The following is a 25,450-nucleotide window of genomic DNA, read 5'->3' on the forward strand; positions in this document are numbered from 1 at the left end:
CATAAATAAGAAAAAATGATAAAATGTGTAGGTATGAGATTTTAGTCTCATTTCTCTGCTCTAAGAGTGTAGAGCCGTTAAGTCCAAAGGGAGGTGAATTATAGTGAGAAATTATGAATTAGTTTATGTAGTAAAGCCAAACTCTGATGAAGAAACAAGAGAAGCTGTACTAAACAAAGTTAAGGAAGTTGTTGCAACTGAAGGAGAAATAGTTAAAGTTGATACTTGGGGAACTAAAAAATTAGCTTATCCAATAGCTAAGTTTACAGAAGGTTTCTATGTGTTAGTTAACTTCAAATCAGCAGTAGACGTTCCTAAAGAAATAGACAGAAACTTAAAGATAAATGAAAACGTAATAAGACACATGATAGTTGTTGCTTAACAACTAGTTTTATTATAAAAAATAGGTGGTGTTTTTATGAATCAAGTTGTATTAGTGGGAAGGTTAACTAAAGACCCTGAATTAAGATACATCCCAGGTACAGGAACACCAGTGGCATCATTTACAATAGCCATTGATAGAGACTATGTAAAAAAAGATGGATCTAAAGAAACTGATTTTATACCTGTTGAAGTAATGGGTAAATCCGCTGAATTTTGTGCCAACTACATAACTAAAGGTAGATTAGTTGCACTTCAAGGATCGATAAGAGTAGACAATTATCAGACACAATCAGGCGAAAAAAGAACTTTTACAAAAGTAAGTACTAGATCGGTACAAGCTTTAGATAGCAAGAATAAATCGGAAAATTCATATAAAGAGAGTGCTCCAGCTTTTGAGCCAAGCTTTGAACCTCAAGGGTTAGACCCACAAGGTTTCCAAGCTATAGATGATGACGATATACCATTTTAAAAAGGAGGGAAAAAAGTCATGATGAATAAAAAAAGACGTAAGAAAAAAAGAGTTTGTCAATTTTGTGCTGACAAAAACGCTAAAATAGATTACAAAAGTACTCAGAGATTACAAAAGTATATAACTGAAAGAGGAAAGATATTACCAAGAAGAATATCTGGAACTTGTGCTAAGCATCAAAGAGAATTAACAGTTGCTATAAAAAGATCAAGAAATATAGCACTTTTACCATATACATTAGATTAAAAAATGAGCCTTGTGCTCATTTTTTATTATAGATATTTATATAAGTAAATGAGACGAGCTATAACGCTCGTTTTTTTGTTTATATACTTAAATATATTATTATTTATGATATAATATTATATATTAAGGAGGGTTGCAAACGTGAAAATAGATAAAGGTTCTGAGATAACAAGAAACATAAAGATAATAGAGTGGATGAAAACAGAAATATTAATGAGTGTAAGTGATTTGTTTAACTTATTATTTAAAGGGGTAAAACCTTTAGATGAGGCAATTCAAGATACTCTAGCAAATATAATAATGATAACATATCTCTTAGCAAAGAGATTAGGAATTAGTTTTAGAGACGTAGATTATAAAGTCAAGGAAAAAATAAAAATTGGTATAGAGGAAGACCATAGTGTTGAAAGATGGTATGGAGATTTATCTAACTTAAAAAAACATATGGATAATAGGGAGTGATATTAAATTGAATAATAAAATTAGACTATCTAAAGCCATGTCTATAATAGTTTTAGCTATAATAATTGCTTTAGTAATAGCCTATATTCCAATGCTAGGAATGTTTAGCATATTAGCAGCTGTCCCATATGTAATTATAGGTGCCATCACTGATAAAAAGTATTCTTTTTTATCTATTTTGATTACATTTTGTGTGCTAGTTTTATTTGCAGACATTTCGTATGCATTAAATATATGTATAATGTATTCTTTGCCAGGCATAGCAATAGGAAAGATGCTAAAGAGAAGTTTTGAGCAAGAAGATAGTAATAAATTTGAACCAATATATGGAGGAACAATAATATTTGTGCTTGCAATGGTTGTGTATTTCTTTGTATTGAAGACATTTTTAAATGTAAATTTATTAGATGAAGTTTCTAAAATGATAACAGAAATTGTAAATATTCAAAAAAATAGTTTTTCTGCAACTGAGCTTAAAGTATTTGATAAAATGAAGCCAGATGAAATTGTAAGTTATTTTACAAATATGCTACCAATGATGTTATTCTTACAAGGTTTATTATCAGCATTTGTAACATATTATTTAAGCGTATTCTTTATCAAAAGGATTACAAATTTGAATATAAGATTTCCTAAATTTGCTGACTTTTATTTACCAGGAAATGCTATAGTCACAACTTTTTTACTTTATTTATTAGTCTTATTTATTGAAATTATTGGCTCAAAATTATATACAGAATTAATAATGACTAATTTACAGCTAGTTTTTAACTTAATGTTTGTAATTCAAGGAATAGCAGTTTGTATTTATTATTTAAAGAAATGGATAAGACAAGGGCCAAATAAAATTATGTTTCTTTCAGGGATAATTTTATGTTTATTTGGATTTATGGGAATATCTTTTGTTGGTATGGTAGATAGTATAATTGACTTTAGAAAGGTGAGAAGTTATAAATCCACTTAGGAGGATAGAAATGAGTAATAAACAAACCTTTAAATTAAATATGCCAGAAATAAATTTATATATAATTATTATTGGTATTTCTAGTATAATTTTGCTTTATTACAACTTGTATGTAGGGTGTTTATTTTTCTGTATTTTTGCATATATGGTTTTTCACAATTGGAGAACAACTAATATTAGACGTCATGAATGGACAGAGTATATTCAAAATTTATCTTTAGATATAGATGAAACAACTAAGAAAGCTATAATAAATCTTCCAATACCACTATGTATTCTAGAATTTGATGGAAATATATCATGGTATAATGGAAAGTTTTATGATATGATTGGTCAAAAAGATTTACTTGATAAAAATATAGAAGATATAGTTAAAAATCTTAATTTAAGAAAAGTATTAAATGAAAATAAAGAGATGTACACTGAAATAAACTATAAGGATAGAGAATATACAATAGTTTATAATGTTATAAAAAATGATCAAGAAAAAAATCCTAAATATTTAATGATATTATACTGGATAGATAAGACAGAATATTTACAAGTAAAACAAGATTATGATGATGAAAAAGATGCAATGATGTTAATACAAGTAGATGGATATGATGAAGTATTAAAAAGTGCAGCAGAAGATAAGAGAGCTTTAATTAATGTTGAAGTAGAAAAAATACTTTCTGCTTTAGAATTAAATTCAAATGGTGCTTTGAGAAGGACTTCAAAAGATAAATTCTTCTTGGTAATGCATAAAAAAGAGTTAAAAAAATTGGAAGCTGAGAAGTTTTCTATTTTAGATACAATAAGACATATTGATTATGGAAATAATCTTCCTGTTACAATAAGTATAGGAATTGGTATAGATGGAGATACATTAAATGAGAACCTAAAACTTGCTACAGGTGCTCTTGATTTAGCACTTGGTAGAGGAGGAGACCAAGCTGTTGTAAAGACAAAAGATAAGTTTGTATTTTATGGTGGAAAGTCTAAGGCTGTAGAAAAGAAAACAAAAGTAAAATCTAGACTTATAGGTCATGCTCTGAGAGAGGTTATACAAGAAAGCGATCATGTTTATATAATGGGTCATAAATATCCTGACATGGACGCTATGGGAGCCGCAGTTGGGGTTTATGATATATGTAAATCTTGCAATAAGACAGCAAATATAGTTTTACAATCTGTAAATGAATCTATAGAGATATTTATAAACAAAATAAATGAAAGTAATTATTATAAGAAGTTGTTTATTGGAAAAGAGGAGGCTATTGATAACTGTACTAAAAATACACTAGTTGTTGTAGTTGATACTCATAGACCTAATTATACTGAATGTGAAGAACTCTTAAAGTTATCAGAGAAGGTAGTAGTAATAGACCATCATAGAAGAGGTGTAGAGTTTATAAATGATGCAGTGCTTTTATTCCATGAAATATATGTATCTTCAACATGTGAAATGGTTACAGAATTAGTTCAGTATATGGATGAAGAGGTAACAATCAATAAACTTACAGCTGAAGGTCTTTTAGCAGGAATAAGCTTAGATACTAAAAACTTTGCATTTAAAACAGGTGTGAGGACATTTGAAGCTGCTTCTTACCTTAGAAAAGTTGGAGCAGATACAATAGAAGTCAAGAAGTTTTTCAATTCTGATGTAAAAGATTTTATAATAAAGGCTGAAATAATTCAAAGTACAAAGATAATTAATAATAGAATATGTCTAGCATATTCAAGTACAGAAATAGATAGTATAAACGTCATAATAGCTCAAACTGCTGATGAGCTATTAAATATAAAAGAAGTAGAAGCCTCCTTTGTATTAGGAGAAAAAGATGATACTATATTTATAAGTGCAAGGTCTTTGGGGCAAATAAATGTACATGTACTTATGGAAAAATTAGGAGGCGGGGGACATATAGATATAGCTGGTGCACAGTTAAAAAATGTTTCTCTAAAAGAAGCTTACAAGATAGTAAATAAAATAATAGAGGAGTATTTAGAGGAGGAAGAATAGATGAAAGTTATATTATTAAAAGATGTAAAAGGAACTGGTAAAAAAGGGGAAATGAAAGAAGTAAGTGATGGATATGCAAGAAATTTCTTATTTCCTAAGAAAATGGCTGTGCAAGCAGATAGTGTAGCAATCAAGGAATTAAATGAAAAGAATAAATCTAAAGAAATAAAAGCTCAAAAAGAATATGAAGAAGCTGTTTTACTAGGAAAACAAATGGAAGAAATTAATATAGAAATATATTCAAAATCAGGTGAAGGTGGAAGATTATTTGGTTCAATAACAGCCAAAGAGATAGCTGAGCAATTGAAGAAACAAAAAGATATAGATGTAGACAAAAGAAAGATTTTATTAGATGAACCAATAAGAACTTTAGGTTCAACATTTGTAGAAATAAAAATACATCAAAAAGTAACTACTAAAATAAGAGTAGATGTAAAAGAAAAACAGTAATAACTAGAGGTGATAAAGATGGAAGACATGACGAGAATTCCTCCTCACAGTGTAGAATCAGAGCAGTCAATATTAGGTTCTATACTGCTAGACAAAGATGCTATAATAACAGTTACAGAAACTATAAGGCCTGGTGACTTCTATAAAGAGGCTCACAAAATAATATATGAATGTATGATAACTTTAAGCAATAAAGGTGAGCCTATAGACTTAATAACATTGACAGAAGAGCTAAGAAAACAAGGGCATCTTAATGATATTGGAGGAATCAGTTATATTACAAGTCTTTCTACAATAGTGCCAACAACTTCAAATGTAAAATACTATGCTGATATAGTAAAAGAAAAGTCTGTACTTAGAAAGCTTATAAAAGCATCTAATGAAATAATAAATCTAGGATATAGTGGAGCAACGAAAATTGAAGATGTTTTGGAACAAGCTGAAAAGAGAATATTTGATATATCACAGGAAAAAACTAGTGACGATTTTAAATCTATAAACTTAGTTTTGATGGATGCCTATGATATGATAGAAAAATTATATACAAATAAAAGCGATGTAACTGGTATAACTACTGGTTTTAAAGATTTAAATAAAAAAATAAATGGTCTTCAAAGAACAGATTTAATATTAGTTGCGGCAAGACCTGCAATGGGTAAAACGGCCTTTTCTTTAAATTTAGTACAAAATGCAGCTTTAAAAGGAGATGCTTCTGTAGCTGTGTTTAGTTTAGAGATGTCAAAAGAACAGTTAGTACAACGTATGCTATCTTCGCAATCTAGTGTAGAATTGAAAAAGATAAAGACTGGAACACTTAATGATAATGATTGGCCTAGGATTATAGATGCAATGGCAGTACTGTCAGATGCAAAAATACACATAGATGATACTCCTGGAATAAAAATATCAGAATTAAGGTCAAAGTGCAGAAAGTTAAAGATAGAAAAAGGTCTAGATTTAGTGCTTATAGATTATCTTCAACTTATGGAAGGTGAAGGTAATAATGAAAGTAGACAACAAGAAATATCTAAAATATCAAGGTCATTAAAAGTATTAGCAAAAGAATTAAATTGTCCTGTAGTAGCATTATCTCAGTTATCACGTGCCCCAGAGCAAAGAGCAGACCATAGACCTATGTTATCTGATTTAAGAGAATCTGGAGCAATTGAGCAGGATGCAGATATAGTTATGTTTTTGTATAGAGATGAATACTATCATGCTGATTCTGAGAGTAAAAATATAGGAGAAATAATAATAGCAAAAAATAGACATGGTGAAACTGGTTCTGTGGAACTAGTTTGGCTTGGTGAGGTTCAAAGATTTGGGGATAAGTTGAGAGACCTATAATTTAACTAATATCCACAGAACATCCTTTCTTTCTACAGGAAAAATGTGGATACATGTCACTAAATATGTCTAAACCTTGAAATTTAGCTAAAAAATTATCCACACTATCCACAGATAGCCTGTTGATAAGTGTGAATAAGTAGATAAAGCAAGCTTTTAGCTTGCTTTATCTGTGTATAAGTATTAATTATCAGGAGGAATAATATGGAAAAAATAAGCTTAAAATGTATATATCCCAATATAATTAAAGTACTTGATGAAATAAACTTATTTAGGATAGTTGATAATAATTTAAAAGAATCAATTGTTGTTTATGCTAGTATTGTGGACAATCAATATCATATAAACATGACTAATACAAACTTTGGAAATATAATTAATGTATGTAAATTAGAAAAACTTTTAGACGTGGACAAGTTTATAGAAAAAGTTATAAAAAATAGCACAGAAATTAAAAAAATAGATGACTTTTCAAAAATAGAAGAGTATCTGTTAAATATTGGAGAACGTTAAAAAAGTTGAAAAAAATACGAATATTTGATAGAATAAATAAGTAAAGCGTTCGAGAGTATATAAAATATAGAGGTGAATTACATGAAAACAGTTGCAATTGTTGGTTCTCAATGGGGAGATGAAGGTAAAGGTAAAGTTATCGATTATCTTGCTACTCAAGCAGATGTAGTAGTAAGAGGACAAGGTGGAAATAATGCAGGTCATACATTAGTTGTTGAAGGTAAAAAATATGCATTACACTTAATTCCATCTGGAGTTTTAAATCCAAAGACAGTGAACATAATCGGAAATGGAATAGTATTTGACCCTAAAGGATTCTTAGAAGAATTAGAAATGTTTAAAGCAGATAATATAAATACAGAAAACATAAAAATTAGCGATAGAGCTCATGTTATATTCCCATACCATAAAGAGCTAGATGCATTATCAGAAGAAGCTAGAGGCGATTTAAAGATAGGTACGACAAAAAAAGGTATTGGACCTTGCTATATGGATAAGACAGAGAGATCTGGAATCAGAATATGTGATTTAATGGATAAAGATAAATTTGCCATAAAATTAAAGGCTCAGATAGAAGCTAAAAACAAATTAGTTAGAAACATATATGGAAAAGAAGAATTATTTGATTTTGAAGCTATATATAATGAATATATTGGGTACGCAGAACAAATAAAAAAATATGTAGCAGATACATCAGTTATTGTATATGATGCAGTAAAAGCAGGTAAAAAAGTGTTATTTGAAGGAGCACAAGGTACTTTATTAGACTTAGACTTAGGAACTTATCCATTTGTTACATCTTCTCATCCAATATCTGGAGGATTTGCTATTGGTGCAGGTATAGGACCAAATATGATAAAGGATGTTGTTGGTATAGTAAAAGCTTATACTACAAGAGTTGGAGAAGGTCCATTTGTTACAGAACAAATAAATGAGACTGGTGATAAGATAAGAGAACAAGGGCATGAATTTGGAGTAACTACTGGTAGACCAAGAAGATGCGGGTGGTTTGATGCTGTTATAGTAAAATATGCAGCTAGAGTTAATGGATTAACTAGTATTTCATTTATGTTATTAGATGTGTTAACTGGATTTGACAAAATTAAAGTTTGTACATCTTATAAAATGGACGATAAAATAATAACAGATTTCCCAGCTTCATTAGATGATTTAGCAAAATGTGAACCTATATATGAAGAATTAGATGGATGGAATGAAGATATAACTCAAGTAGACAATTTTGATGACCTTCCAGAAAATGCAAAGAAATATATTGCTAAAATAGAAGAGTTGATTGGAGTAAGTGTAGATATGGTTTCTGTTGGGCCTAATAGAGCTCAAACTATAATAAGAAAAAACATATTTGCTTAGTATCTTAAGTAAGTGATTTAAATTATAAATGATTAAAAAAAGAGTATCTCAAGATAATACTTATAATTATTAGAGATGCTCTTTTATATTGAGTTAAAATTATTTATGTATATTTTAATAAAATTAAGGTCGAATTTGTACCCTTGACTTAGATGTCTTATTTAGATGATTTTGTTGAAAATCAATGATTCAGGATTATTTTAATTATATACTAAAAAAAATAAAAAAAACTGTTGACTAAAAGTTATACAGCAGTTATAATATAACTTGTGAGTGAAAGAAACGACGAAAAAAGTCGAAAAAATGTGGTCTATTAGCTCAGTCGGTAGAGCACCTGACTTTTAATCAGGGTGTCCCGCGTTCGAGTCGCGGATAGATCACCAAATCATGGCTCGTTGGTCAAGAGGTTAAGACACCGCCCTTTCACGGCGGTAACAGGGGTTCAATTCCCCTACGAGTCACCAATATGGGACTATAGCTCAGCTGGGAGAGCACCTGCCTTACAAGCAGGGGGTCACAGGTTCGAGCCCTGTTAGTCCCACCAGTTTTTAGATGAAAAATACTATATATGCTGGTGTGGCTCAACGGTAGAGCAGCTGACTTGTAATCAGCAGGTTGTAGGTTCGATTCCTATCACCAGCTCCACAAAATACATACATGTAAATTAATATAATTTTCTATGCTACAGGATACTTTTAGGTATCTTTTTTTTAATTGCGTCAAAAATTAATTATAATTAAATTTTTAAATATTATACAATATCATATATTTAGAAACAGAGTCTATAAATGTACTATAATAAATTTAAATAATGCAATATATTAAGAATGATATTAATATATATAAAATTACAAACTAGATAAATGATTAGTATATTAAAAAGTATATTAGGAATATAATTAGAAAAACTGAATGGATAATGTGATTATATAGTATAAGTTTTAAACAGAGAAGCAAGTATGTTCTTACCTCTCTATTTAAAAATAAAAAAATGTTTTTTAAGGGCTACGTTATTTAAATCTCTCCCATCTCAAATCATCTCCAGTAAATTCTAAAATTCTAAACTTATCTAAAATCCTAGATAGAATTCTTTGAGTATAAGTATTTCCTATTTGAGATGGTGTTAAGTTGGTTGATATAATAATCTTTTTACCAGCAACAAGTCTTGTGTTTACAATATTGAAAATTTCTCCACTAGTAAAAGAATTATTAAGTTCAGTACCAAGGTCATCTATTATTAATAAATCACAATCAAACAAGTTTTTATAATTTTCTTCACTTATTTGATTGTTTGGGTCTCTTCTAAATTTATAGTCTTCAAGAATATCTAAAATTCTAAAAGATGTTTGATAAATTACAACATTACCTTTGTCTAACAATTCTTTTGCAATACAGTTACACATATATGTTTTACCTAGTCCAGTAGAACCATAAAACAATAAGTTTTCACTATTATCTACCTTAAAGTCATGAACAAAATTTTCGCAGATACTTAGATTATTTAACATATTTTCTCTTGGAGATATTTCTCCATCAGGACTCTTCTTAGGAGAAAATATATTCAAGTTAAAATTCGAAAAATTTTCCTGACTTAAAATTCTATCTAAATTAGACATCTTATAAGCCTCATTTACAATTTCTTGTTTTAGACAAGAACATTTTTCACCATTAGGTAAAAATCCTTTGTCTTTACAAGAGTCACATTGAAACTTTATTTCTAAGTAATCAAGAGATATGTTGTTTTTAACTAAAAGTTCTTCTTTTCTCAATTTTAAAGATTCTATAGTTTTCTTAGACTCATTTACAATTTCATCTTTAGATTTAGGATTTAAAAGAACTGTTTTAGCTAAGTTAAGACCTATTTTAGAAATATCATCATCTATAGATTTTATCTCAGGAATTCTATTATAGACCTCATTTTTTCTATGTTCCAATAGTAGCTCATTTTTATCTCTTTTATTGGCATATTTAGCCAGTATTTTTCTTATTTTATCTTCATTCATTTAATCACCTACTTAAACTTTTCTTTTTGACTTTTTTTAATAATTTCATCGAGTTCATCAGATGTATATTGAGTAAATGTTTCGTTGAAATTATGAAACTTAGTTTTCTTGTAAGTATTGTTGTTTTGAGTAGTATTAATCTGCTTCTTATTAATATTCTCCTTAACTATACGTTCTTCCTCTTTTTGCTTTAAATCATTTAAATTTTTTATATTTTTTTCGTGCCAATTTTTAATTATTCCATTTATATAAGATATACTTGGGTTTGGTATATTCTTAGATTTAGAACATGCATTTACTATTAAGTCCATATCCATGTCAAATTTATCAAACCAAGCATCCATGAGTTCTTTTTCTGATTTCGTTGCTTGTCTTGAAAATCCCAATTCATTGAAAATAGTTTTATATAAAATATATCGTTCACTTCTAATCAAGAAGCTGTCTTCAACATCTTTTGGGGTATATAAATTTGAATCATACCAGTTTCTAATAATGCCTTCGATGTATTTAACTGGTTTAGATGTACCAGTTTTATCTTTAACATATTCATAAGCACAAAGTATCATATCAGGGCCCATGTTGTATTTATTCATTATATCCATAATACTTATTTTTTCACTTGGGTCAAGATATCGACCAACTATTTTATTTATAGAATTGAACATCTTTCTAATACTTGGATTTTCAGAAGTAGATACAACTTTATCTGTATTAGATTTTACAGATGAATTATTACCTAATATATTTTCGATATAGAAATTTTTTAAATCTAAAAATTCTATTGAATAATTAAAATTATCATATTCTCCATTATCATGTATTTTTATAATCTTTTTTTCTTCCCAGAATTTCCAAGCAGATAGTACATCAGACAAAGGTATATTTAGGTTCTTGGCTATTGAGCTATTGTCAAACTTAGGATTAGAAGTAATATCACATGCCTGTCTATAGCCTAAAAGATAAACTTTTACGTATAACCCATCCGCCATTGGCATAAATATATCTATAAAGATATTGGGAATAGTGATTTCACCTAAATCTATTTCATTGCTTTCTTTGAAAAACATTTTATCACCTCAGATTAAATTATATCATTTTTTGTATTACATTTGGTTGTAAACAAATAAAAGGTCATAAGATTAGCATGTAAATATTTTCTAAAAGTATTCATTTTAAAAAGGAGGAGATATTTTGGTTATAAAATTCAACCAAAAAGTAAGAAGAACATTATCAGTAGCAATTTTATTTATGGTACTAATAATAGGTTGCTTCATAGAAAAGGATGACAGTTTAGAAACGTACAAAGAAAAATCTAATTCAAAGATAAATCAATATAATATGGATGTTATATTTGATGATGAAACTAAGAGGTTAATGTGCAATCAGAGTGTTGAGTACATAAATAAGACAAAATCAAACATGGATAAAATATATTTCCATATATATCCGAATGCTTTTTCTAAAAAAGAATTTGCTCCTTTTGAAAAAGGTGAGATGACAAGAGCCTATCCTAATGGATTCAATGAAGGATATATAGATATAAAAAACATACTAAATAATAGCAGTAAAATGGAATATAAAATCAAAGGAGATAAAAATGATATACTAGAAATAGAATTGGGGAAAGAGTTAAAGCCAAATGAAAAGATATCTCTGGATATAAAATATAACGTAAAAATACCAAACTCAGTGGGAAGGTTTGGATATGGAGAAAACACTATAAATATTACTAATTGGTTTCCTATAGCTTGTGTTAATGATGAAAGAGGATGGAATCTAAAGAGTTATGAAACTATTGGGGACCCATTTTATAGTGAAACTAGTGATTTTCATGTGAAACTATTGATTCCAAATAAGTATAAGATTGCTCATACAGGTAAACTTGTTAATGACAAACATGATAACAAGAAAATGTTGTATGAGATAGAAGCTGAAAACGTTAGGGATTTTGCATTTATATTAAGTAGTAAATTTGATGTAAATAAAGTTGACTCAAAGGGTGTAGCTATTAGTACATACAATTTAAATAAGAAACTTTCTAGCAGAGCAACAGAGATTGCAAAAGATTCAATAAATATATTTAGTGAGTTGTTTGGCAAATACCCATATAAAGAATATTCTGTTGTAGCAAGTGATTTCTTTATAGGTGGAATGGAATATCCAATGCTTGTTATGATAGACCAAAGCTTATATAATGAAAAAAATGAGTTTTTACTTGAGTATGTTATAGCACATGAAACAGCGCATCAATGGTGGTATTCTGCTGTTGGAAATGATGAAATAAGTGAACCTTGGTTAGATGAAGCACTTACTGAATATTCTACAATAGTTTATTTTGAACAAAAATATGGAAAAGAAATGGCAAATAAACTTATAAAAACTATGCAAATACAAACAAAGAGTTATTTGAGTGAAAACATATTTAAACCATCAAATGAGTATAAAAATTCTACTGAATACAGTTTAAATGTTTATACAAAAGGAGCAACAGCTTTTAATGAAGTAAGAAAAGAAGTTGGAGATAAGGTATTCTTTGAAACACTAAATGAATATTACAATAAATACAAACATAAAAATGCCAATGGAAGAGCTTTTGTAGAGTTATGGAACAGTAAAGGGGTAGATATAAATAAGATTATAAGTGAATACAAGTAAATTTCGTACAGAGTATTAAATTTTATTTAATACTCTGTTTTTTTGGTATAATATAATTTATAAGGCAGAAAAAGAGGTGAAATAATGCTAAAGTATTGTTCAGTGGGAAGTGGTAGTAGTGGAAATTGCCACTATATAGGATATAAAAATACTAATATACTGGTAGATGCAGGATTAAGTGGAAAGAGAATAACTACAGGTCTTAAAGACATTGGAGTAGATTCAGATAAATTAAAAGGGATATTTATAACTCATGAGCATATTGACCATATAAAAGGGGCAGGTATATTGTCAAGAAAGTTTGACATACCAGTGTTTGCTAATATAAAGACATGGTGTTCTATGAAAGACAAGCTTGGTGATATTAAGGACAAAAATATGAAGGTCTTTGAAAATGATAAAACTTATTCATTAGGAGATGTTATAGTAAGACCTTTTTCAATAGAACATGATGCAGCTGACCCAGTTGGATATAATTTCTATACAGAAAACGATGAAAAAATGTCTATAGCTACTGATATAGGGTGTATTACTGAAAATATAAAAAAACATCTATATAAATCTAAATTAGTGGTATTAGAATCAAATTATGACCCTAATATGCTTATGATGGGTTCATATACATATGCTTTAAAGAAAAGAGTAATGTCAGATACAGGACATTTATCTAATGAAGATGCAGCAAATTTCTGTGTTGAACTTATTGATAAAGGTACAGAATCTATATTATTAGCACATTTAAGTAAAGAAAATAATTTTCCAGAATTGGCATATGAAACTTCAAAGGGAGTATTAGCATCAAACGATATAGTAGTTGGGCAAGATGTAAAACTAGATGTATTATCACGCAATGATGTTTCTAATGTTTATAAGATGAAGTAGAGGTGAATAACTTTGCTAAAAAGAAATTTCGAAAATGTTGAGGATAATAAAATCTTATATTCTATAAAGCAAGGGATGATTTTAGCAATACCTGCTATTATGACTGGTTCAATTGCACTTGTTATTTTGAATCTTCCAATAAAAATTTATCAAGAATATATAGCAAGTTTATTTAATGGTGAGATTTTAAATATGCTTACATTTATAAATGATTCTACCTTAGGAATTATCTCATTAATAATATTGTTGACAATAAGTTATAGCTATGGAAAAATCTATGGGAGCAAGTATACAGTACTTGTTCCTATAGTTGCAATGTGCTCTTTTTTAGTATTTTCACATGGTAGTGAAATAGATTCTTATGTGGAGATATTTAAAACAAAGTGGTTGTTTACAGCTATTATTGTTTCCATAACGTCTTCTATGTTATTTGTAAAGCTCACAGAGTCTTTTATAACAAGTGTAAAGTTTCATACAGAGGGGGCTGATGCTGATTTTAATATGGTGGTTTCAGCTATAATTCCATTTATAACTGTAGTATTTTTATTTTCTATTTTGCGTGTAATAGTAATAAATCTAATTGGAAGTTCAAATTTTCAAGATATATTTTATAATTTATTTTCAAATATATTTAATAGTATGGGAAGAAACCTTATGAGTGCTTTGCTATTTATATTTCTAATGCATTTTATGTGGTTCTTTGGTATTCATGGAAGTAATGTACTTGACACAGTTGCAAAAAATTTATTTGAAAATGGGATGGCAATTAACATAAATTTAGTTAATAATAATCAATTACCAACAGAAATTTTTACTAAGACTTTTTTTGATACAATGGTTTTATTTGGTGGATGTGGAGCTTTGTTGTGTTTAGTAATTGCCATTTTTCTTAGTGAGAAACGTATAAATGTAAGAAAGCTGGCTAAAATTGCTTCAATACCAGCTCTTTTTAATATAAATGAGATGCTAGTTTTTGGGATTCCAATTGTTTTTAACTACATCATGTTTATACCATTTATAATTACACCTATGATTCTAACAATTACAAGTTATGTAGCTATGTCTACAGGTATTGTACCTTGTACAGTTTCTGCAGTAGAATGGACATCACCTATATTTTTAAGTGGATATATGGCTACAGATTCAATAAGAGGAAGTTTGTTGCAATTGTTTAATTTGTGTGTAGGAGTTATGATTTATATTCCATTTATAAAGATGTCACAAAATAGATATATTTACATGTTTAAAAATAATATAGAAAATTTAACAAATTTAGTAAAAAAATGCGAATTAACAGGAGAACAACCAAATATTTTAAATCATAGTGGAAAAATAGGTTCAATATCAAAAATGCTAGCATCAGATTTAAAGTTTGCTATGAAAAAAGAAGATATAGAGATTTTTTATCAACCACAAGTTAATTATGATGGGAATATTGTAGGAGCAGAGGGGTTACTTAGGTGGAGGCATTCAATAGGTGGATTTATTTATCCGCCACTTGTTATACTTTTAGCTAAAGAAGAAGGTTTTTTAGATGAACTTGGAGAGTATATTATTAATAAAGCATGTGTTGATTTAAAGAAAAGTGAAAACTTATTAATAAATCCTATTAAATTTTCTGTAAATATATCTCCAGACCAACTTAATGCTCCTAATTTACCAGAGCAAATAAAAAATATAATTGAGAATAATAATATCAACCCTAATATGCTTGGTATAGAAATCACAGAGCAGGTTGCATTGTCAGGTTCTCAGATAATTATAGATCGAATAAATGCAATACATGATTTGGGTATAAAGCTTATTATGGATGATTTTGGAATGGGACACAGTTCCCTTGTATACCTCCAAAATAATAATTTTGATATAGTTAAGTTAGATGGTTCACTTGTTAAAGAGATACTTACAAACAAAAGAAGTAGTGAAATCATAATGTCTATTGTAAATCTTTCAAAAAACCTAGATTTTGATATAATCGTGGAGTATGTTGAAAATTTAAATCAGAGAGATAAGTTGTATGACTTAGGATGTGAAATATATCAAGGATATTATTATAGTAAAGCTATACCTTTTGAGGAGTTTATAGATTATGCAAATCGAGAACTTGCTAAATAGTCTTACTAATAGTTTGTAAGTCATATTAGTATATAAATTTGTAATAAGATTAAGTTTAGGAGAAGTATATGAATATAAGTATAGTTGTAGTAGGTAAAATTAAAGAAAAATATTTAAAGTTAGGTATTGATGAATTTAGAAAGAGGCTTTCTAAGTATTGCAAGTTGGAAATTATAGAGTTAGATGATGAAAAAGCTCCCGAAAATTTAAGTGCTAAGGAAATGGAAATTATAAAAGATAAAGAGGGAAAGAAGATTTTAGGTAAGATAAAGCATAACAGCTATGTTATAGCTCTTGCTATTGATGGAAAGAATTTGTCTTCCGAAGAACTGGCTAAGACTATGAGTGATTTAGCAGTTAGAGGTAACAGTAGTCTTTGTTTTATAATTGGAGGTTCTCTAGGGCTTTCTGATGATGTTTTGGCTAGGGCTGATTATAGATTATCTTTTTCTAGGATGACTTTTCCTCATCAGATGATGAGGTTGATATTATTAGAGCAGATTTATAGGGCTTATAGGATAAATAATGGAGAACCATATCATAAGTAAGGGAGCACGTTAGTCTTAACCACTGAAATAAGTTGGTTAAGGCTACTTTTATTTTACAGGTATATAATAAGTTAAAGTACAAATAATATATAGTATTTTGATATAAATTATCAGATTAGATTTAGTAAAGTATCGAAATTGATTAAAATATAGATAAATAAGTAGATAAAGAGGGATTAAACAATGAAGTATAAAATAATAAATTAGGTGAGGTCTGATTTAGAAGAGAAAAACTTTGAAAAAGTGGCTGAAGTTGAAATTTTAAGAAACTTAGCATCTTGTGTCGGTTTAGGTGTAACTAAAGAAGAAATGAATAAATTAAGAAATTTATCATCAGAGGAATTAAAAAATATTGCGGAGAAATGCAAGAAAGCATATTTACATGCTGTAGACTTTATAACAACAGAACTACCTTTAACTAGTCATGGATATTTGCCTTATTCATTACAGTTAACATATTTCATTTGCATTAAGAAATGCATTAAGTAAAACATATGCTCTTATTCTTTCTAGGAACAACCTTAGAAGCTTACTGGACGGAGCTCTAATAAATACACAGTCAGTACTGTCTATAGTCAATAAAAATGAATATCATCACATTTTCCCAAAAGATTATTTGAAAAATAAAGGGTTTAATAAAAATTAAATTAACTGTAATGGAAATATATGTATAATTAATCTGAATAACAGTAGAACTATATTAAATAAAGTACCTAGTGATTATTTCAAAATAATTAAAAATAATTTAGGTGATAACTTAAAAGATGTGTTAAGTAGTAACTTCATAGATTAAGAAAGCTATGAGTACGACTTAAAAGATGATTATGCTGGATTTATAACAGCTAGAATAAATTAATAGTAAAAAAGCTAAGGAATTGTGTGAAGATGACTTAGCTATTTTACCTGGACATGATTTATTTAGAGAACAAGATATTGACGAAACAAGTAACAATGAACAATTAACTCTAATTTAATATTATTTTATAAAATTGTAGCAAAATATATGCTCTGTTGGATTTATAATGGAGCAGTGTTTCAAAGGTAATAATGAATAAGAAAAGAGAAATAGATAGCATAGAGATACAAATAAATGATGATGTGATAATATACTTAATGAAGGATGGGTTGCCTAAAGAACAAGGTAACCCATCCTGTTTGTATTTACTTGAAATAAATTGTGTAAATTTGAAAAGTAAGTATATAAAAAGTATACAAATACGTAAATTATAGTCTATTTGTAGTTAATATGAGATTGGCATTTTAAATAGGATAATACTCTAATTTTTATAAGAGTTAAAGCAAGCATGTATTATTACTTAAATATTTGTATAATCAACATCTAGTAATTTACCTTTTTGGTGAAAATGATTAATAAGTTTTTTAGGATAATTCATTATTAATTCATTTGGAAAATTAATTTCTTTTAAGATATTCTCAGAATACTCATAGTTACCTATATCAAAACAAATGTGAGCATCTGAAGTTAGTATGATTTTAGCACCATATTTTTTGCAAAGTGTAGCAATATACTTACAATTATCTGAGCTACCATTTCTTGACACTCCTTTGATAGAACAATTATTTATTTCTATTAAGATACTCTTTTCCATGGCTAATTTAATGATTAATTCATAGTTGATTGGGTAGTTTGGGTTTCCAAGGTGGCCTAATATTTCAATATTATCATGCTTATTTATTGCATTTATTAAGGCTTTAGTATTATTCTCTAATGTATTTGGTGAAAAAACGGCTTCATGAAATGACAAAATAAGATAATCTAATCGAGAAATGACAAAGGGTTCTAAATCTATGTTTCCTTCAGTGTCTAGTGTATTTGCTTCACATCCTCTTAAGATTATAATGTTATTTATGATTCTTGGGATATTTTGAATGTTGTGAAAGTACCATTTGTGGGGAGAGCCAGGCATCTTAGGACCATGTTCAGATGTACCTAGTATCTTAATTCCATTTTCTTTACAATAATTAATATTTTCTAACAAAGTGCTATAGCCATGACCACTGACTATAGAGTGGGTGTGTAAATCTGATAAAAAATTCATATAAATTCCTCCTCTATAAAAGATGAGGGTAACGTAATTTATATTATAAAATGAATAGGAAAGAAAATCAATAGTTACACAATTAGACAAAAATATTGAAATATTGTAGAATTAAGCTTAATAATAAATATTTAACAGTATTACTGCTTATAGGGGAGGTTAACTATGATACAAAAGAAGCTATCAAGGAAAGAAAAAGTTTTAATTTGCTTGAAAAGATTAACAGAAGAACACTTGAACCTTAATAATGGCATTAGATTTGGATTTGATGCAGAACATATTGCTACTGAAGTAGGTATAAATAGAAGTAATGCTAGTAAGGAATTAAATCAATTAATAAAGGAAAATATCATTATAAAGATAAAGGGAAAACCTGTTCAGTACTTATATAAAGAACGTATTGAGAGTATTTTAGGAAAGAAACTAAATACAGGGATATTTGATAATATTAACTCTATAAACGAATATAGTGAAAATGATTCTATCAAAGATGAGTATATTGTAGAGGGTATAAAAAAAGAGAACAATATTTTTAATTTAGTAGGATGTGACGGAAGTTTAAAGTCCCAGATAGAGCAAGCTAAAGCAGCAGTAATATATCCACCTAAGGGGTTGAGTACATTAATAATAGGACCTACAGGAGTTGGTAAATCTATATTTGCAGAATATATGTATAAGTATAGTTTAACTATAAAAGAAGATAGTGATAATGCACCATTTATCATATTTAACTGTGCTGATTATTCTGATAATCAGCAATTATTATTAGCACAGCTTTTTGGATATGTAAAAGGAGCATTTACTGGAGCTGATAAAGATAAATATGGTATTGTACATGAAGCTAATAATGGAATATTGTTTTTAGATGAAGTTCATCGACTATCTGCAGAGGGACAAGAAATGTTATTTCTGCTTATGGATAAAGGTATATATAGAAGATTAGGAGAGGCTAATAAGGTACATGAGTGTAGGGTTATGATAATTGCAGCTACTACAGAAGATCCAGAGATAGCAATGTTGGAAACGTTTTTAAGAAGAATACCTGTAACTATAAAGATTCCGTCTTTAGAGGAAAGAGGCTTTCAAGAGAGAATGAAGCTTATATGTTATTTTTTTAAAGAAGAAAGTATTAGGATTGGTGTTAAGTTAAAGGTTTCAAAAGAAGTTATTAAGGCATTTATTTTATATAAGTGTAAGGGAAATATAGGACAATTAAAAAGCGACATACAATTAATTTGTGCAAGAGCTTTTTTAGATTATATGACCTATAAAAGAGAATGTGTATATGTAAGACTCTCTCTTCTACCAAACAATATTAGAGAATCATTATATGGAAATAATAGAAAAGAGGAGTTTGTACAAAACTTCAGTTTTATTGGGAAAGATGATATTATTTTTTTACCAGAAGAAAAGAATTTTGAAAGTGAAAATTTATTAATAGAAAATAAAAAATATGATTTAGATTTCTATGGAATGATAAAAGAAACTTGGAATAAACTTCAACAGGAAGGGATTAAAGAGTCACAAATTAGAAGCGTTATAGATGAAGATATACAGAAGTATTCCTATAATTTAATGAATACTTTTATATATAATAGTAGTAATCAAACAGCTTATAACAATATTGTTAATGATTCAATTGCAACTACTGTGAAGTATATTTTACAAAAGCATGATAAATGGAGCAAAAGAGAAGGATTAGATAAATTAATAAAAGCTATAGCCTTACATATTCAGAATTTAATTGAAAGAATAAAGATTGGGAACATAGTAAAGCATCCTAATAAAGATGAGATTATGAAGGAAAGAGCATATGAATATAACATAGCAAAAGAAATATTATCTAACATGTCGTTAATGTATGGAGTTGAGTTTCCAGAAGATGAAGCAATTTTTTTAGCAACGTTTCTTTATTTATCTTATGTGGGATTAAATGAGGAGAGTATAGCAATATTAGTTATAATGCATGGTGAATCTACGGCATCTAGCATGGTGAATGTAGCTAATACTTTACTGGATTGTAACCATGCGGTGGCAATCAATATGGGATTAGAAGATAGAGTTCAGGATATTTTAGTCCAAGCTGTAGAAATAGCCAATGAAATTGACAAAGGAAAGGGAATTTTAATTCTAACTGATATGGGATCTATTTTAACATTTGCTAAAGTTATTCATGATGCTACTGGAAAAGAAGTAAAAGCAATAGATATGGTAAGTACACCTATTGTAATAGAAGCAACTAGAAAGGCCTTAACTCCGGAAATGACATTAGAGAAATTATATTTTAATATTATAGAATCTATAAAGAAACATTATGGAGATATGGAAATTATGTATGCTGAAAAAGATAATGGTGGTAGATATTTTGATAGATTACTAATTGATAATATTAGTAAAACTTTGACTTTTTTAAATGGGGAAAAGGCTTATTTTATATTAAAAGAAGTAATTAATAGAATTAGCGAACATTATTCTTTAGTAATTCAAGATGAGCTTTTAGTAAAGTTTATATTTCATTGTTCATGTATGATTGAAAGAGTAATAATAAAAGAGTCTTTAGTTTATAAATTATATGAAGAAAGAATTAGTAGAAGTAAAGAATTATATTTAGTTATAAAAGAAAGCTTTAAGCTTGTAGAAGAGACATTCGATATAATTATTTCAGATATGGAATATGCAAATATATTAGATATATTTGAATCACAGTATGATACAGATAAATTCAAAAGTTGATACAAAATTTAAATATAGCCAAAAGGCTATCTTTTTTTTACCTATTTTTGATACAGATTTGATACAGGTTTGAAAAAGATTTTGATACATATTGAAAAAGTGAGTTTTTTTTATAAATTAAGTAAAAAGATTTGATTAAATCCTGTAAAATAGCCATTTGTTATTGATACACATAAGTTGGCACAACAATTGCTTATATAAAAAGTGACAAGAAAAGTGAGGTGAGATTGGTGATTGGGATAATAGTTATGACTCATGGGAATTTTAGTGAAGAAGTTATAAAAAGCTGTGAACTTATTGCAGGACCAGCAGAAAGAACAGCAGCAATTAAACTAAATAGGAATGATAATATTGAAGACTTAAATAGAAATTTTGTAGAAAAGTTAAATGAATTAGATGAAGGTGACGGAGTTTTAGTATTAGCTGACCTATTAGGAGGTTCACCAAGTAATGTTGCAAGTTTAAACCTTAAAAAAGGTGGAAAGTTTCATGCACTTACTGGAGTAAATCTTCCAATGCTACTTGAAGCTTTAATTAATAGAGATGGAAAAAGTTTAGAAGAGTTAGCAGAGACATGTATTGAAGCGGGGAAAACTGGTATAAACCATATTAATAAAGTTCTTGGCTCAATGTAATAGAAAAAGGAGTTCGATTAAAAATGTCTTTAGTAAAATATTGCAGATGTGATGATAGATTAATACATGGTCAAGTGATATATAAATGGGTTAAGCATCTAGGTGTTAAAAAAATAGTAGTAGTAGATGATGAAACAACCAATGATGTTATTGCTAAAGGTTTGATAAAAATGGCAGCACCAAAGAATATTGATTTATCAATATTAACTGTAAGTGAATCAAGGAGGTATTTTTATAATAACCAAGCTGATGATAACGTTTTTGTATTAATTAAAAACTTAGATACTGCAAATAGAATGAAAGAAGAAGGAATTGATATTAAAAAACTTATTATTGGAAGAATACCTACAGGGATAGGAAAAAAGAAAATATCTCAAAGTGTATACATTAATAAAAAAGAATTTCTTTTAATAGATGAATTTATTAAAAAAAATATTAATGTATCAATTCAAATGGTACCTGACGAGGACGAAGTAGAGTTAAATCACATTATTAATCGCTATAAAGGAGAGTTTGTTTAGCAATGAATAAATATAAGGCAATCATACTCTGCCATGGAACTTGGGGAAAAGTATTAGTAGAAGAAGCAAATAAAAACTTTGGATTGTCAAATCAATACGAAGTTTTATCACTAAGCCCTGAAAAAGATGTTTCTGTATTCATGAAAGAGGTTGAAGAAATAGTAGATAAAGAGGATGTGAAAATTATAATATCAGATCTGTATGGGGGATCTACATCAAATGTTGCAATAGCTGTTGCTATAAGAAGAGGGATAGATGCAATAAATGGACTTAGCTTACAGACAATTTTAATCGTAGATGAAGAATTAAGCAAAGAAGATAAAGTACATACATTACCAGAAAGAATCGTCAGAAAAAATAATAGCCTTTGTGTGGATTTAATTAAAGAATTTAAAAAAATATAAATTATGAGGTGGATATAATGGCAAAAATAACATTAGTAAGAGTAGATCATAGATTAATTCATGGACAAGTTATAACAAAATGGGTGAAAATCGCTCAAGCTCAAAAAATAGTAATAGTTGATGACTTCTTAGGTCAAGATGAATTTATGGCTGACGTATATAGGATGGCAGCACCATCAGGAGTAGAAGTGGCTATTTTAACAGTAGAAGATGCAGGGCAAGCATTCCAAAACAATACTTTAGGAGATAAAAATATATTTATTCTATTTAAGAACGTTGATATGGCAAATAAGGCGTATAAGGCAGGTCTTAAATATGAAAAGATTCAATTAGGAGGTATTCCAAATGAAGCAGGAAAGAAGATGGTATTTACAGCTGTTTCATTAGGAAATGAAGATGTAGAACAACTAAATGAACTTAATGAAAATGGGGTTGAAATAGTTCTACAGGTTATACCAGAGGAATCATCTATGACGTATGAAAATGCGTTAAAGAAATTTAAATAAAAATTTATAAATTAGGAGGAATTATAAATGGAATCTGTTTTGATGTTGGCAATTGTAACAGGATTATGGTATTGGTTTGCAGCAGGTCTTGCAGGGTATACCCTTTTCTCAACACTAAAGTCTCCTTTATTTATAGGTTTTAGCCTTGGATTACTTTGGGGTGATGTAACAACTGGTATGATTGTTGGTGCAAGTATAGAAATGGTTTATCTAGGAATGGTAGCAGCAGGAGGAAATATTCCATCAGATAAATGTTTAGCTGCTCTTATTGCAATACCAGTAGCACTTCAAACTGGTGTTAATGCAGAAGTTGCAGTATCTATTGCGGTACCTTTAGGTGTTATAGGAGTATTAGTTAATAACTTAAGAAGAACTGGTAATGCTGTATTAGTTCATAAGGCAGATAAGTATGCCGAAGAAGGTAATACAAAAGGTATCTGGAGATGTGCAACACTTTACTCTTTAATATTTGGGTTTGTTTTAAGATTTCCAATAGTTTTTGTATGTAACTTTTTTGGAGCAGATTTAGTTCAATCATTATTAGATGTTATACCACAATGGTTAATGAATGGATTAACAGTAATGGGTGGTATATTACCTGCATTAGGTTTTGCAACAACAATATTTACTATAGGTAAAAATAAATTCTTACCAATGTTTATTATAGGATTTTTTATGGTTCAATATTTTGAAATATCAATCACTGCAGCTGCAATATTTGGTGTTTGTATAGCTCTTTTAATTACATTTATGAAAGAAGATAAAAGGGTGGGTGAAGTATAATGCAAGAAATAAAAAACAAAGAAGTTAAAAATGAACAAGGTACGACTGAAGTTAATAAGACAAGAGTACTTACGAAGAAAGATGTAACAAAAACATATCTAAGATGGTGGTGGACAGCAGAATTATCTAACTCTTTTGAAAGAATGCAAGCATTAGCAGTTTGTGCAAGTTTCACTCCGGCTTTAGAAAAGTTATATAAGAGAAAAGAAGATTTAATAGATGCGTTAAAGAGGCATTTACAATTTTTTAATACTCAAGCTATATGGGGAGGGTTAATTCACGGTACAGTTTTAGCTATGGAAGAAGAGAAAGCTACTGAAGGAAAAATCCCAGGAGAAGTTATTTCAGGTGTTAAGAATGGGCTTATGGGACCTTTGGCTGGAATTGGAGATACTTTAGATTTTGGTACATTTCAAACAATATTCTTGGCTTTAGGTGCTTCATTTGGAGCAGAAGGAAGTGTTATAGGTGCATTTTTCCCAATAATGTTTAGTATATTACTATTTTGCGAAGGTTATTACTTATTCCATTTAGGATATTCTTTAGGTAGAGATTCAATTAAGAAAATTCTATCAGGTGGTATTGTCAATAAGATAATTGATGGTGCTTCAATTCTAGGAATGTTTATGATGGGAGCATTATCTGCAACTACAGTTAAGCTTTCAACTCCATTATCATTTGATATTGGTGGTAAAGCAATTGTTGTTCAAGACACATTAAATATGATTGCTCCAGGTTTATTACCACTTGGTGTTGTATTCTTCGTATATTGGGGAATGAAATACAAGAAGTGGACAATAACTAAGTTATTAGTAATTTTAGTTGTAGTAGCATTAGTAGGATCATTAATTGGAATATTCTAATTTACAATGATTAAAATATAGAATTTAATTTTAGGAGGAGAAAGACATGTCAGAAAAAATGTATACAGAGAAGGAATATTTAGAAGGAATTAGAGGAGCAACAGGAGAAAGAGCAGTATGGTTCTATCTTCTTATGAAAGAAGCTGAAAAATTAGGAGTTAATCCAGATGATATATGTAAAGAAGCAATATATGGATTTGGCAAAATGAGAGGTCAAAAATATAGCGTAGCAGATACTCCAGGAAAAATGGCAGAAATGTTATATAACAGTAAAGGACAAAAAGTGTTTGAAATGGAATTAGTAGAAAATACAGATGAGAATGGAGTTTTAAAATTCCATCACTGTCCATTAGATGCTGCTTGGAAAGAGTATGGATTAACTAAAGAAGAAAGAAAAGAAATTTGTAGATTAGCTTGCTACGGTGATTATGGAAGAGTTGATTGTGCACAAGGTGTTAGATTAGAGTTTGCTCAAAAATGTGCTCATGATGATGAAGTTTGCGAATTAGTATTCACAAGAAAATAGTTTTT

The 25,450-nt window shown here is 28.7% G+C and carries 27 protein-coding genes and 4 tRNA genes; 28 read left to right on the forward strand and 3 right to left on the reverse strand.

The features are described 5' to 3' along the window. The first annotated feature begins 103 nt into the window (after positions 1 to 103). The 14 genes from rpsF (at position 104) to IC213_RS14430 (ending at position 8,856) form a co-directional block, all read left to right on the forward strand. The gene (gene rpsF, locus IC213_RS14365) at positions 104 to 382 is read left to right on the forward strand and encodes a 30S ribosomal protein S6 (RefSeq protein WP_227436544.1); all 279 of its coding nucleotides are present in this window, start codon (positions 104 to 106) and stop codon (positions 380 to 382) included. Positions 383 to 418: 36 nt separating this feature from the next. Next, on the forward strand, positions 419 to 853 hold the full coding sequence (locus tag IC213_RS14370; protein ID WP_227436543.1) for a single-stranded DNA-binding protein: 435 nt from the start codon (positions 419 to 421) through the stop codon (positions 851 to 853). Positions 854 to 871: 18 nt separating this feature from the next. Continuing rightward, positions 872 to 1,099, forward strand: a complete 228-nt coding sequence (rpsR, locus tag IC213_RS14375; RefSeq protein ID WP_021386573.1) for a 30S ribosomal protein S18 — start codon at positions 872 to 874, stop codon at positions 1,097 to 1,099. Between the two features lie 141 nt (positions 1,100 to 1,240). Further along, the gene (locus IC213_RS14380) at positions 1,241 to 1,561 is read left to right on the forward strand and encodes a MazG-like family protein (RefSeq protein ID WP_227436541.1); all 321 of its coding nucleotides are present in this window, start codon (positions 1,241 to 1,243) and stop codon (positions 1,559 to 1,561) included. Positions 1,562 to 1,568: 7 nt separating this feature from the next. Next, the gene (locus IC213_RS14385; RefSeq protein WP_227436539.1) at positions 1,569 to 2,525 is read left to right on the forward strand and encodes a YybS family protein; all 957 of its coding nucleotides are present in this window, start codon (positions 1,569 to 1,571) and stop codon (positions 2,523 to 2,525) included. Between the two features lie 10 nt (positions 2,526 to 2,535). Continuing rightward, on the forward strand, positions 2,536 to 4,530 hold the full coding sequence (locus tag IC213_RS14390) for a DHH family phosphoesterase (RefSeq protein ID WP_227436537.1): 1,995 nt from the start codon (positions 2,536 to 2,538) through the stop codon (positions 4,528 to 4,530). After that, positions 4,531 to 4,980, forward strand: coding sequence for a 50S ribosomal protein L9 (rplI, locus tag IC213_RS14395; protein ID WP_054275501.1), 450 nt, complete (start codon positions 4,531 to 4,533; stop codon positions 4,978 to 4,980). It begins immediately after the preceding gene. An 18-nt stretch (positions 4,981 to 4,998) separates the two neighbouring features. After that, on the forward strand, positions 4,999 to 6,327 hold the full coding sequence (gene dnaB, locus IC213_RS14400) for a replicative DNA helicase (protein ID WP_227436535.1): 1,329 nt from the start codon (positions 4,999 to 5,001) through the stop codon (positions 6,325 to 6,327). A 204-nt stretch (positions 6,328 to 6,531) separates the two neighbouring features. Continuing rightward, positions 6,532 to 6,840 carry a hypothetical protein gene (locus tag IC213_RS14405; RefSeq protein WP_227436532.1) on the forward strand — a complete coding sequence of 103 codons (309 nt, stop codon included), beginning with the start codon at positions 6,532 to 6,534 and terminating at the stop codon, positions 6,838 to 6,840. An 81-nt stretch (positions 6,841 to 6,921) separates the two neighbouring features. Next, positions 6,922 to 8,211 (forward strand): adenylosuccinate synthase, encoded by a 1,290-nt coding sequence (locus IC213_RS14410; protein WP_227436530.1) that lies wholly within the window; start codon positions 6,922 to 6,924, stop codon positions 8,209 to 8,211. Between the two features lie 307 nt (positions 8,212 to 8,518). Continuing rightward, a tRNA-Lys gene (locus tag IC213_RS14415) sits at positions 8,519 to 8,594 on the forward strand. Between the two features lie 6 nt (positions 8,595 to 8,600). Next, positions 8,601 to 8,675: transfer RNA gene (locus IC213_RS14420), tRNA-Glu, on the forward strand. A gap of 4 nt (positions 8,676 to 8,679) precedes the next feature. Continuing rightward, positions 8,680 to 8,755, forward strand: a tRNA-Val gene (locus IC213_RS14425). Positions 8,756 to 8,781: 26 nt separating this feature from the next. Beyond that, positions 8,782 to 8,856 (forward strand) — tRNA-Thr (locus IC213_RS14430). Positions 8,857 to 9,221: 365 nt separating this feature from the next. On the opposite strand, the gene IC213_RS14435 is transcribed toward IC213_RS14430, so the two are convergent. Further along, positions 9,222 to 10,214: an ATP-binding protein gene (locus IC213_RS14435; protein WP_227436528.1), complete on the reverse strand. Its 993-nt coding sequence runs from the start codon at positions 10,212 to 10,214 to the stop codon at positions 9,222 to 9,224. An 8-nt stretch (positions 10,215 to 10,222) separates the two neighbouring features. Continuing rightward, complete coding sequence (locus tag IC213_RS14440; protein ID WP_227436525.1) at positions 10,223 to 11,281, reverse strand: DnaD domain protein; 1,059 nt, start codon at positions 11,279 to 11,281, stop codon at positions 10,223 to 10,225. A gap of 124 nt (positions 11,282 to 11,405) precedes the next feature. Here IC213_RS14440 and IC213_RS14445 point away from each other — a divergent pair, with 124 nt between their 5' ends. The 6 genes from IC213_RS14445 (at position 11,406) to IC213_RS14470 (ending at position 17,644) form a co-directional block, all read left to right on the forward strand. Then, entirely contained in the window at positions 11,406 to 12,869 is a 1,464-nt protein-coding gene (locus IC213_RS14445; protein ID WP_227436524.1) for a M1 family metallopeptidase, read from the forward strand. 84 nt (positions 12,870 to 12,953) lie between these two features. Then, a complete protein-coding gene (locus IC213_RS14450; RefSeq protein WP_227436522.1) occupies positions 12,954 to 13,751 on the forward strand; it encodes an MBL fold metallo-hydrolase in 798 nt (265 codons plus the stop codon). Between the two features lie 12 nt (positions 13,752 to 13,763). Next, complete coding sequence (locus tag IC213_RS14455) at positions 13,764 to 15,866, forward strand: EAL domain-containing protein (RefSeq protein ID WP_227436520.1); 2,103 nt, start codon at positions 13,764 to 13,766, stop codon at positions 15,864 to 15,866. A gap of 68 nt (positions 15,867 to 15,934) precedes the next feature. Further along, the gene (gene rlmH, locus IC213_RS14460) at positions 15,935 to 16,414 is read left to right on the forward strand and encodes a 23S rRNA (pseudouridine(1915)-N(3))-methyltransferase RlmH (protein ID WP_227436517.1); all 480 of its coding nucleotides are present in this window, start codon (positions 15,935 to 15,937) and stop codon (positions 16,412 to 16,414) included. A 207-nt stretch (positions 16,415 to 16,621) separates the two neighbouring features. After that, complete coding sequence (locus IC213_RS14465) at positions 16,622 to 16,903, forward strand: hypothetical protein (protein WP_227863203.1); 282 nt, start codon at positions 16,622 to 16,624, stop codon at positions 16,901 to 16,903. Positions 16,904 to 17,461: 558 nt separating this feature from the next. Then, positions 17,462 to 17,644 carry a hypothetical protein gene (locus tag IC213_RS14470; RefSeq protein ID WP_227436513.1) on the forward strand — a complete coding sequence of 61 codons (183 nt, stop codon included), beginning with the start codon at positions 17,462 to 17,464 and terminating at the stop codon, positions 17,642 to 17,644. An 86-nt stretch (positions 17,645 to 17,730) separates the two neighbouring features. Here the strand turns inward: IC213_RS14470 and IC213_RS14475 are convergent, their stop codons facing one another. Then, positions 17,731 to 18,474, reverse strand: a complete 744-nt coding sequence (locus tag IC213_RS14475) for a PHP domain-containing protein (protein ID WP_227863204.1) — start codon at positions 18,472 to 18,474, stop codon at positions 17,731 to 17,733. A gap of 165 nt (positions 18,475 to 18,639) precedes the next feature. Here IC213_RS14475 and IC213_RS14480 point away from each other — a divergent pair, with 165 nt between their 5' ends. The 8 genes from IC213_RS14480 (at position 18,640) to IC213_RS14515 (ending at position 25,445) form a co-directional block, all read left to right on the forward strand. Continuing rightward, positions 18,640 to 21,207, forward strand: coding sequence for a sigma-54-dependent transcriptional regulator (locus tag IC213_RS14480; protein ID WP_227436509.1), 2,568 nt, complete (start codon positions 18,640 to 18,642; stop codon positions 21,205 to 21,207). Positions 21,208 to 21,437: 230 nt separating this feature from the next. Continuing rightward, on the forward strand, positions 21,438 to 21,842 hold the full coding sequence (locus IC213_RS14485) for a PTS sugar transporter subunit IIA (protein WP_227436507.1): 405 nt from the start codon (positions 21,438 to 21,440) through the stop codon (positions 21,840 to 21,842). 23 nt (positions 21,843 to 21,865) lie between these two features. Continuing rightward, positions 21,866 to 22,363, forward strand: coding sequence for a PTS sugar transporter subunit IIB (locus tag IC213_RS14490; protein WP_227436505.1), 498 nt, complete (start codon positions 21,866 to 21,868; stop codon positions 22,361 to 22,363). Between the two features lie 2 nt (positions 22,364 to 22,365). Beyond that, positions 22,366 to 22,767 carry a PTS sugar transporter subunit IIA gene (locus IC213_RS14495; RefSeq protein ID WP_227436503.1) on the forward strand — a complete coding sequence of 134 codons (402 nt, stop codon included), beginning with the start codon at positions 22,366 to 22,368 and terminating at the stop codon, positions 22,765 to 22,767. Positions 22,768 to 22,784: 17 nt separating this feature from the next. After that, a complete protein-coding gene (locus tag IC213_RS14500) occupies positions 22,785 to 23,273 on the forward strand; it encodes a PTS system mannose/fructose/N-acetylgalactosamine-transporter subunit IIB (protein WP_227825074.1) in 489 nt (162 codons plus the stop codon). A gap of 27 nt (positions 23,274 to 23,300) precedes the next feature. After that, the gene (locus tag IC213_RS14505; protein WP_003425166.1) at positions 23,301 to 24,056 is read left to right on the forward strand and encodes a PTS mannose/fructose/sorbose/N-acetylgalactosamine transporter subunit IIC; all 756 of its coding nucleotides are present in this window, start codon (positions 23,301 to 23,303) and stop codon (positions 24,054 to 24,056) included. After that, on the forward strand, positions 24,056 to 24,919 hold the full coding sequence (locus IC213_RS14510; RefSeq protein WP_227436499.1) for a PTS system mannose/fructose/sorbose family transporter subunit IID: 864 nt from the start codon (positions 24,056 to 24,058) through the stop codon (positions 24,917 to 24,919). Before IC213_RS14505 ends, IC213_RS14510 begins: the two co-directional genes overlap by 1 nt. Positions 24,920 to 24,965: 46 nt before the next feature. Then, positions 24,966 to 25,445 (forward strand): L-2-amino-thiazoline-4-carboxylic acid hydrolase, encoded by a 480-nt coding sequence (locus tag IC213_RS14515; protein ID WP_227436497.1) that lies wholly within the window; start codon positions 24,966 to 24,968, stop codon positions 25,443 to 25,445. Positions 25,446 to 25,450 lie beyond the last annotated feature (5 nt).

It is taken from the genome of Clostridioides sp. ES-S-0049-02, from assembly GCF_020658465.1.
Taxonomy (GTDB): domain Bacteria; phylum Bacillota; class Clostridia; order Peptostreptococcales; family Peptostreptococcaceae; genus Clostridioides.

Coding starts and splice junctions, on each gene's coding strand:
- IC213_RS14370 (WP_227436543.1), top strand. CDS start 419: ATGAATCAAGTTGTATTAGTGGGAAGGTTAACTAAAGACCCTGAATTA.
- rpsR (WP_021386573.1), top strand. CDS start 872: ATGATGAATAAAAAAAGACGTAAGAAAAAAAGAGTTTGTCAATTTTGT.
- IC213_RS14390 (WP_227436537.1), top strand. CDS start 2,536: ATGAGTAATAAACAAACCTTTAAATTAAATATGCCAGAAATAAATTTA.
- rplI (WP_054275501.1), top strand. CDS start 4,531: ATGAAAGTTATATTATTAAAAGATGTAAAAGGAACTGGTAAAAAAGGG.
- dnaB (WP_227436535.1), top strand. CDS start 4,999: ATGGAAGACATGACGAGAATTCCTCCTCACAGTGTAGAATCAGAGCAG.
- IC213_RS14405 (WP_227436532.1), top strand. CDS start 6,532: ATGGAAAAAATAAGCTTAAAATGTATATATCCCAATATAATTAAAGTA.
- IC213_RS14410 (WP_227436530.1), top strand. CDS start 6,922: ATGAAAACAGTTGCAATTGTTGGTTCTCAATGGGGAGATGAAGGTAAA.
- IC213_RS14435 (WP_227436528.1), bottom strand. CDS start 10,214: ATGAATGAAGATAAAATAAGAAAAATACTGGCTAAATATGCCAATAAA.
- IC213_RS14440 (WP_227436525.1), bottom strand. CDS start 11,281: ATGTTTTTCAAAGAAAGCAATGAAATAGATTTAGGTGAAATCACTATT.
- IC213_RS14450 (WP_227436522.1), top strand. CDS start 12,954: ATGCTAAAGTATTGTTCAGTGGGAAGTGGTAGTAGTGGAAATTGCCAC.
- rlmH (WP_227436517.1), top strand. CDS start 15,935: ATGAATATAAGTATAGTTGTAGTAGGTAAAATTAAAGAAAAATATTTA.
- IC213_RS14470 (WP_227436513.1), top strand. CDS start 17,462: ATGAATAAGAAAAGAGAAATAGATAGCATAGAGATACAAATAAATGAT.
- IC213_RS14475 (WP_227863204.1), bottom strand. CDS start 18,474: ATGAATTTTTTATCAGATTTACACACCCACTCTATAGTCAGTGGTCAT.
- IC213_RS14480 (WP_227436509.1), top strand. CDS start 18,640: ATGATACAAAAGAAGCTATCAAGGAAAGAAAAAGTTTTAATTTGCTTG.
- IC213_RS14490 (WP_227436505.1), top strand. CDS start 21,866: ATGTCTTTAGTAAAATATTGCAGATGTGATGATAGATTAATACATGGT.
- IC213_RS14495 (WP_227436503.1), top strand. CDS start 22,366: ATGAATAAATATAAGGCAATCATACTCTGCCATGGAACTTGGGGAAAA.
- IC213_RS14500 (WP_227825074.1), top strand. CDS start 22,785: ATGGCAAAAATAACATTAGTAAGAGTAGATCATAGATTAATTCATGGA.
- IC213_RS14505 (WP_003425166.1), top strand. CDS start 23,301: ATGGAATCTGTTTTGATGTTGGCAATTGTAACAGGATTATGGTATTGG.
- IC213_RS14510 (WP_227436499.1), top strand. CDS start 24,056: ATGCAAGAAATAAAAAACAAAGAAGTTAAAAATGAACAAGGTACGACT.
- IC213_RS14515 (WP_227436497.1), top strand. CDS start 24,966: ATGTCAGAAAAAATGTATACAGAGAAGGAATATTTAGAAGGAATTAGA.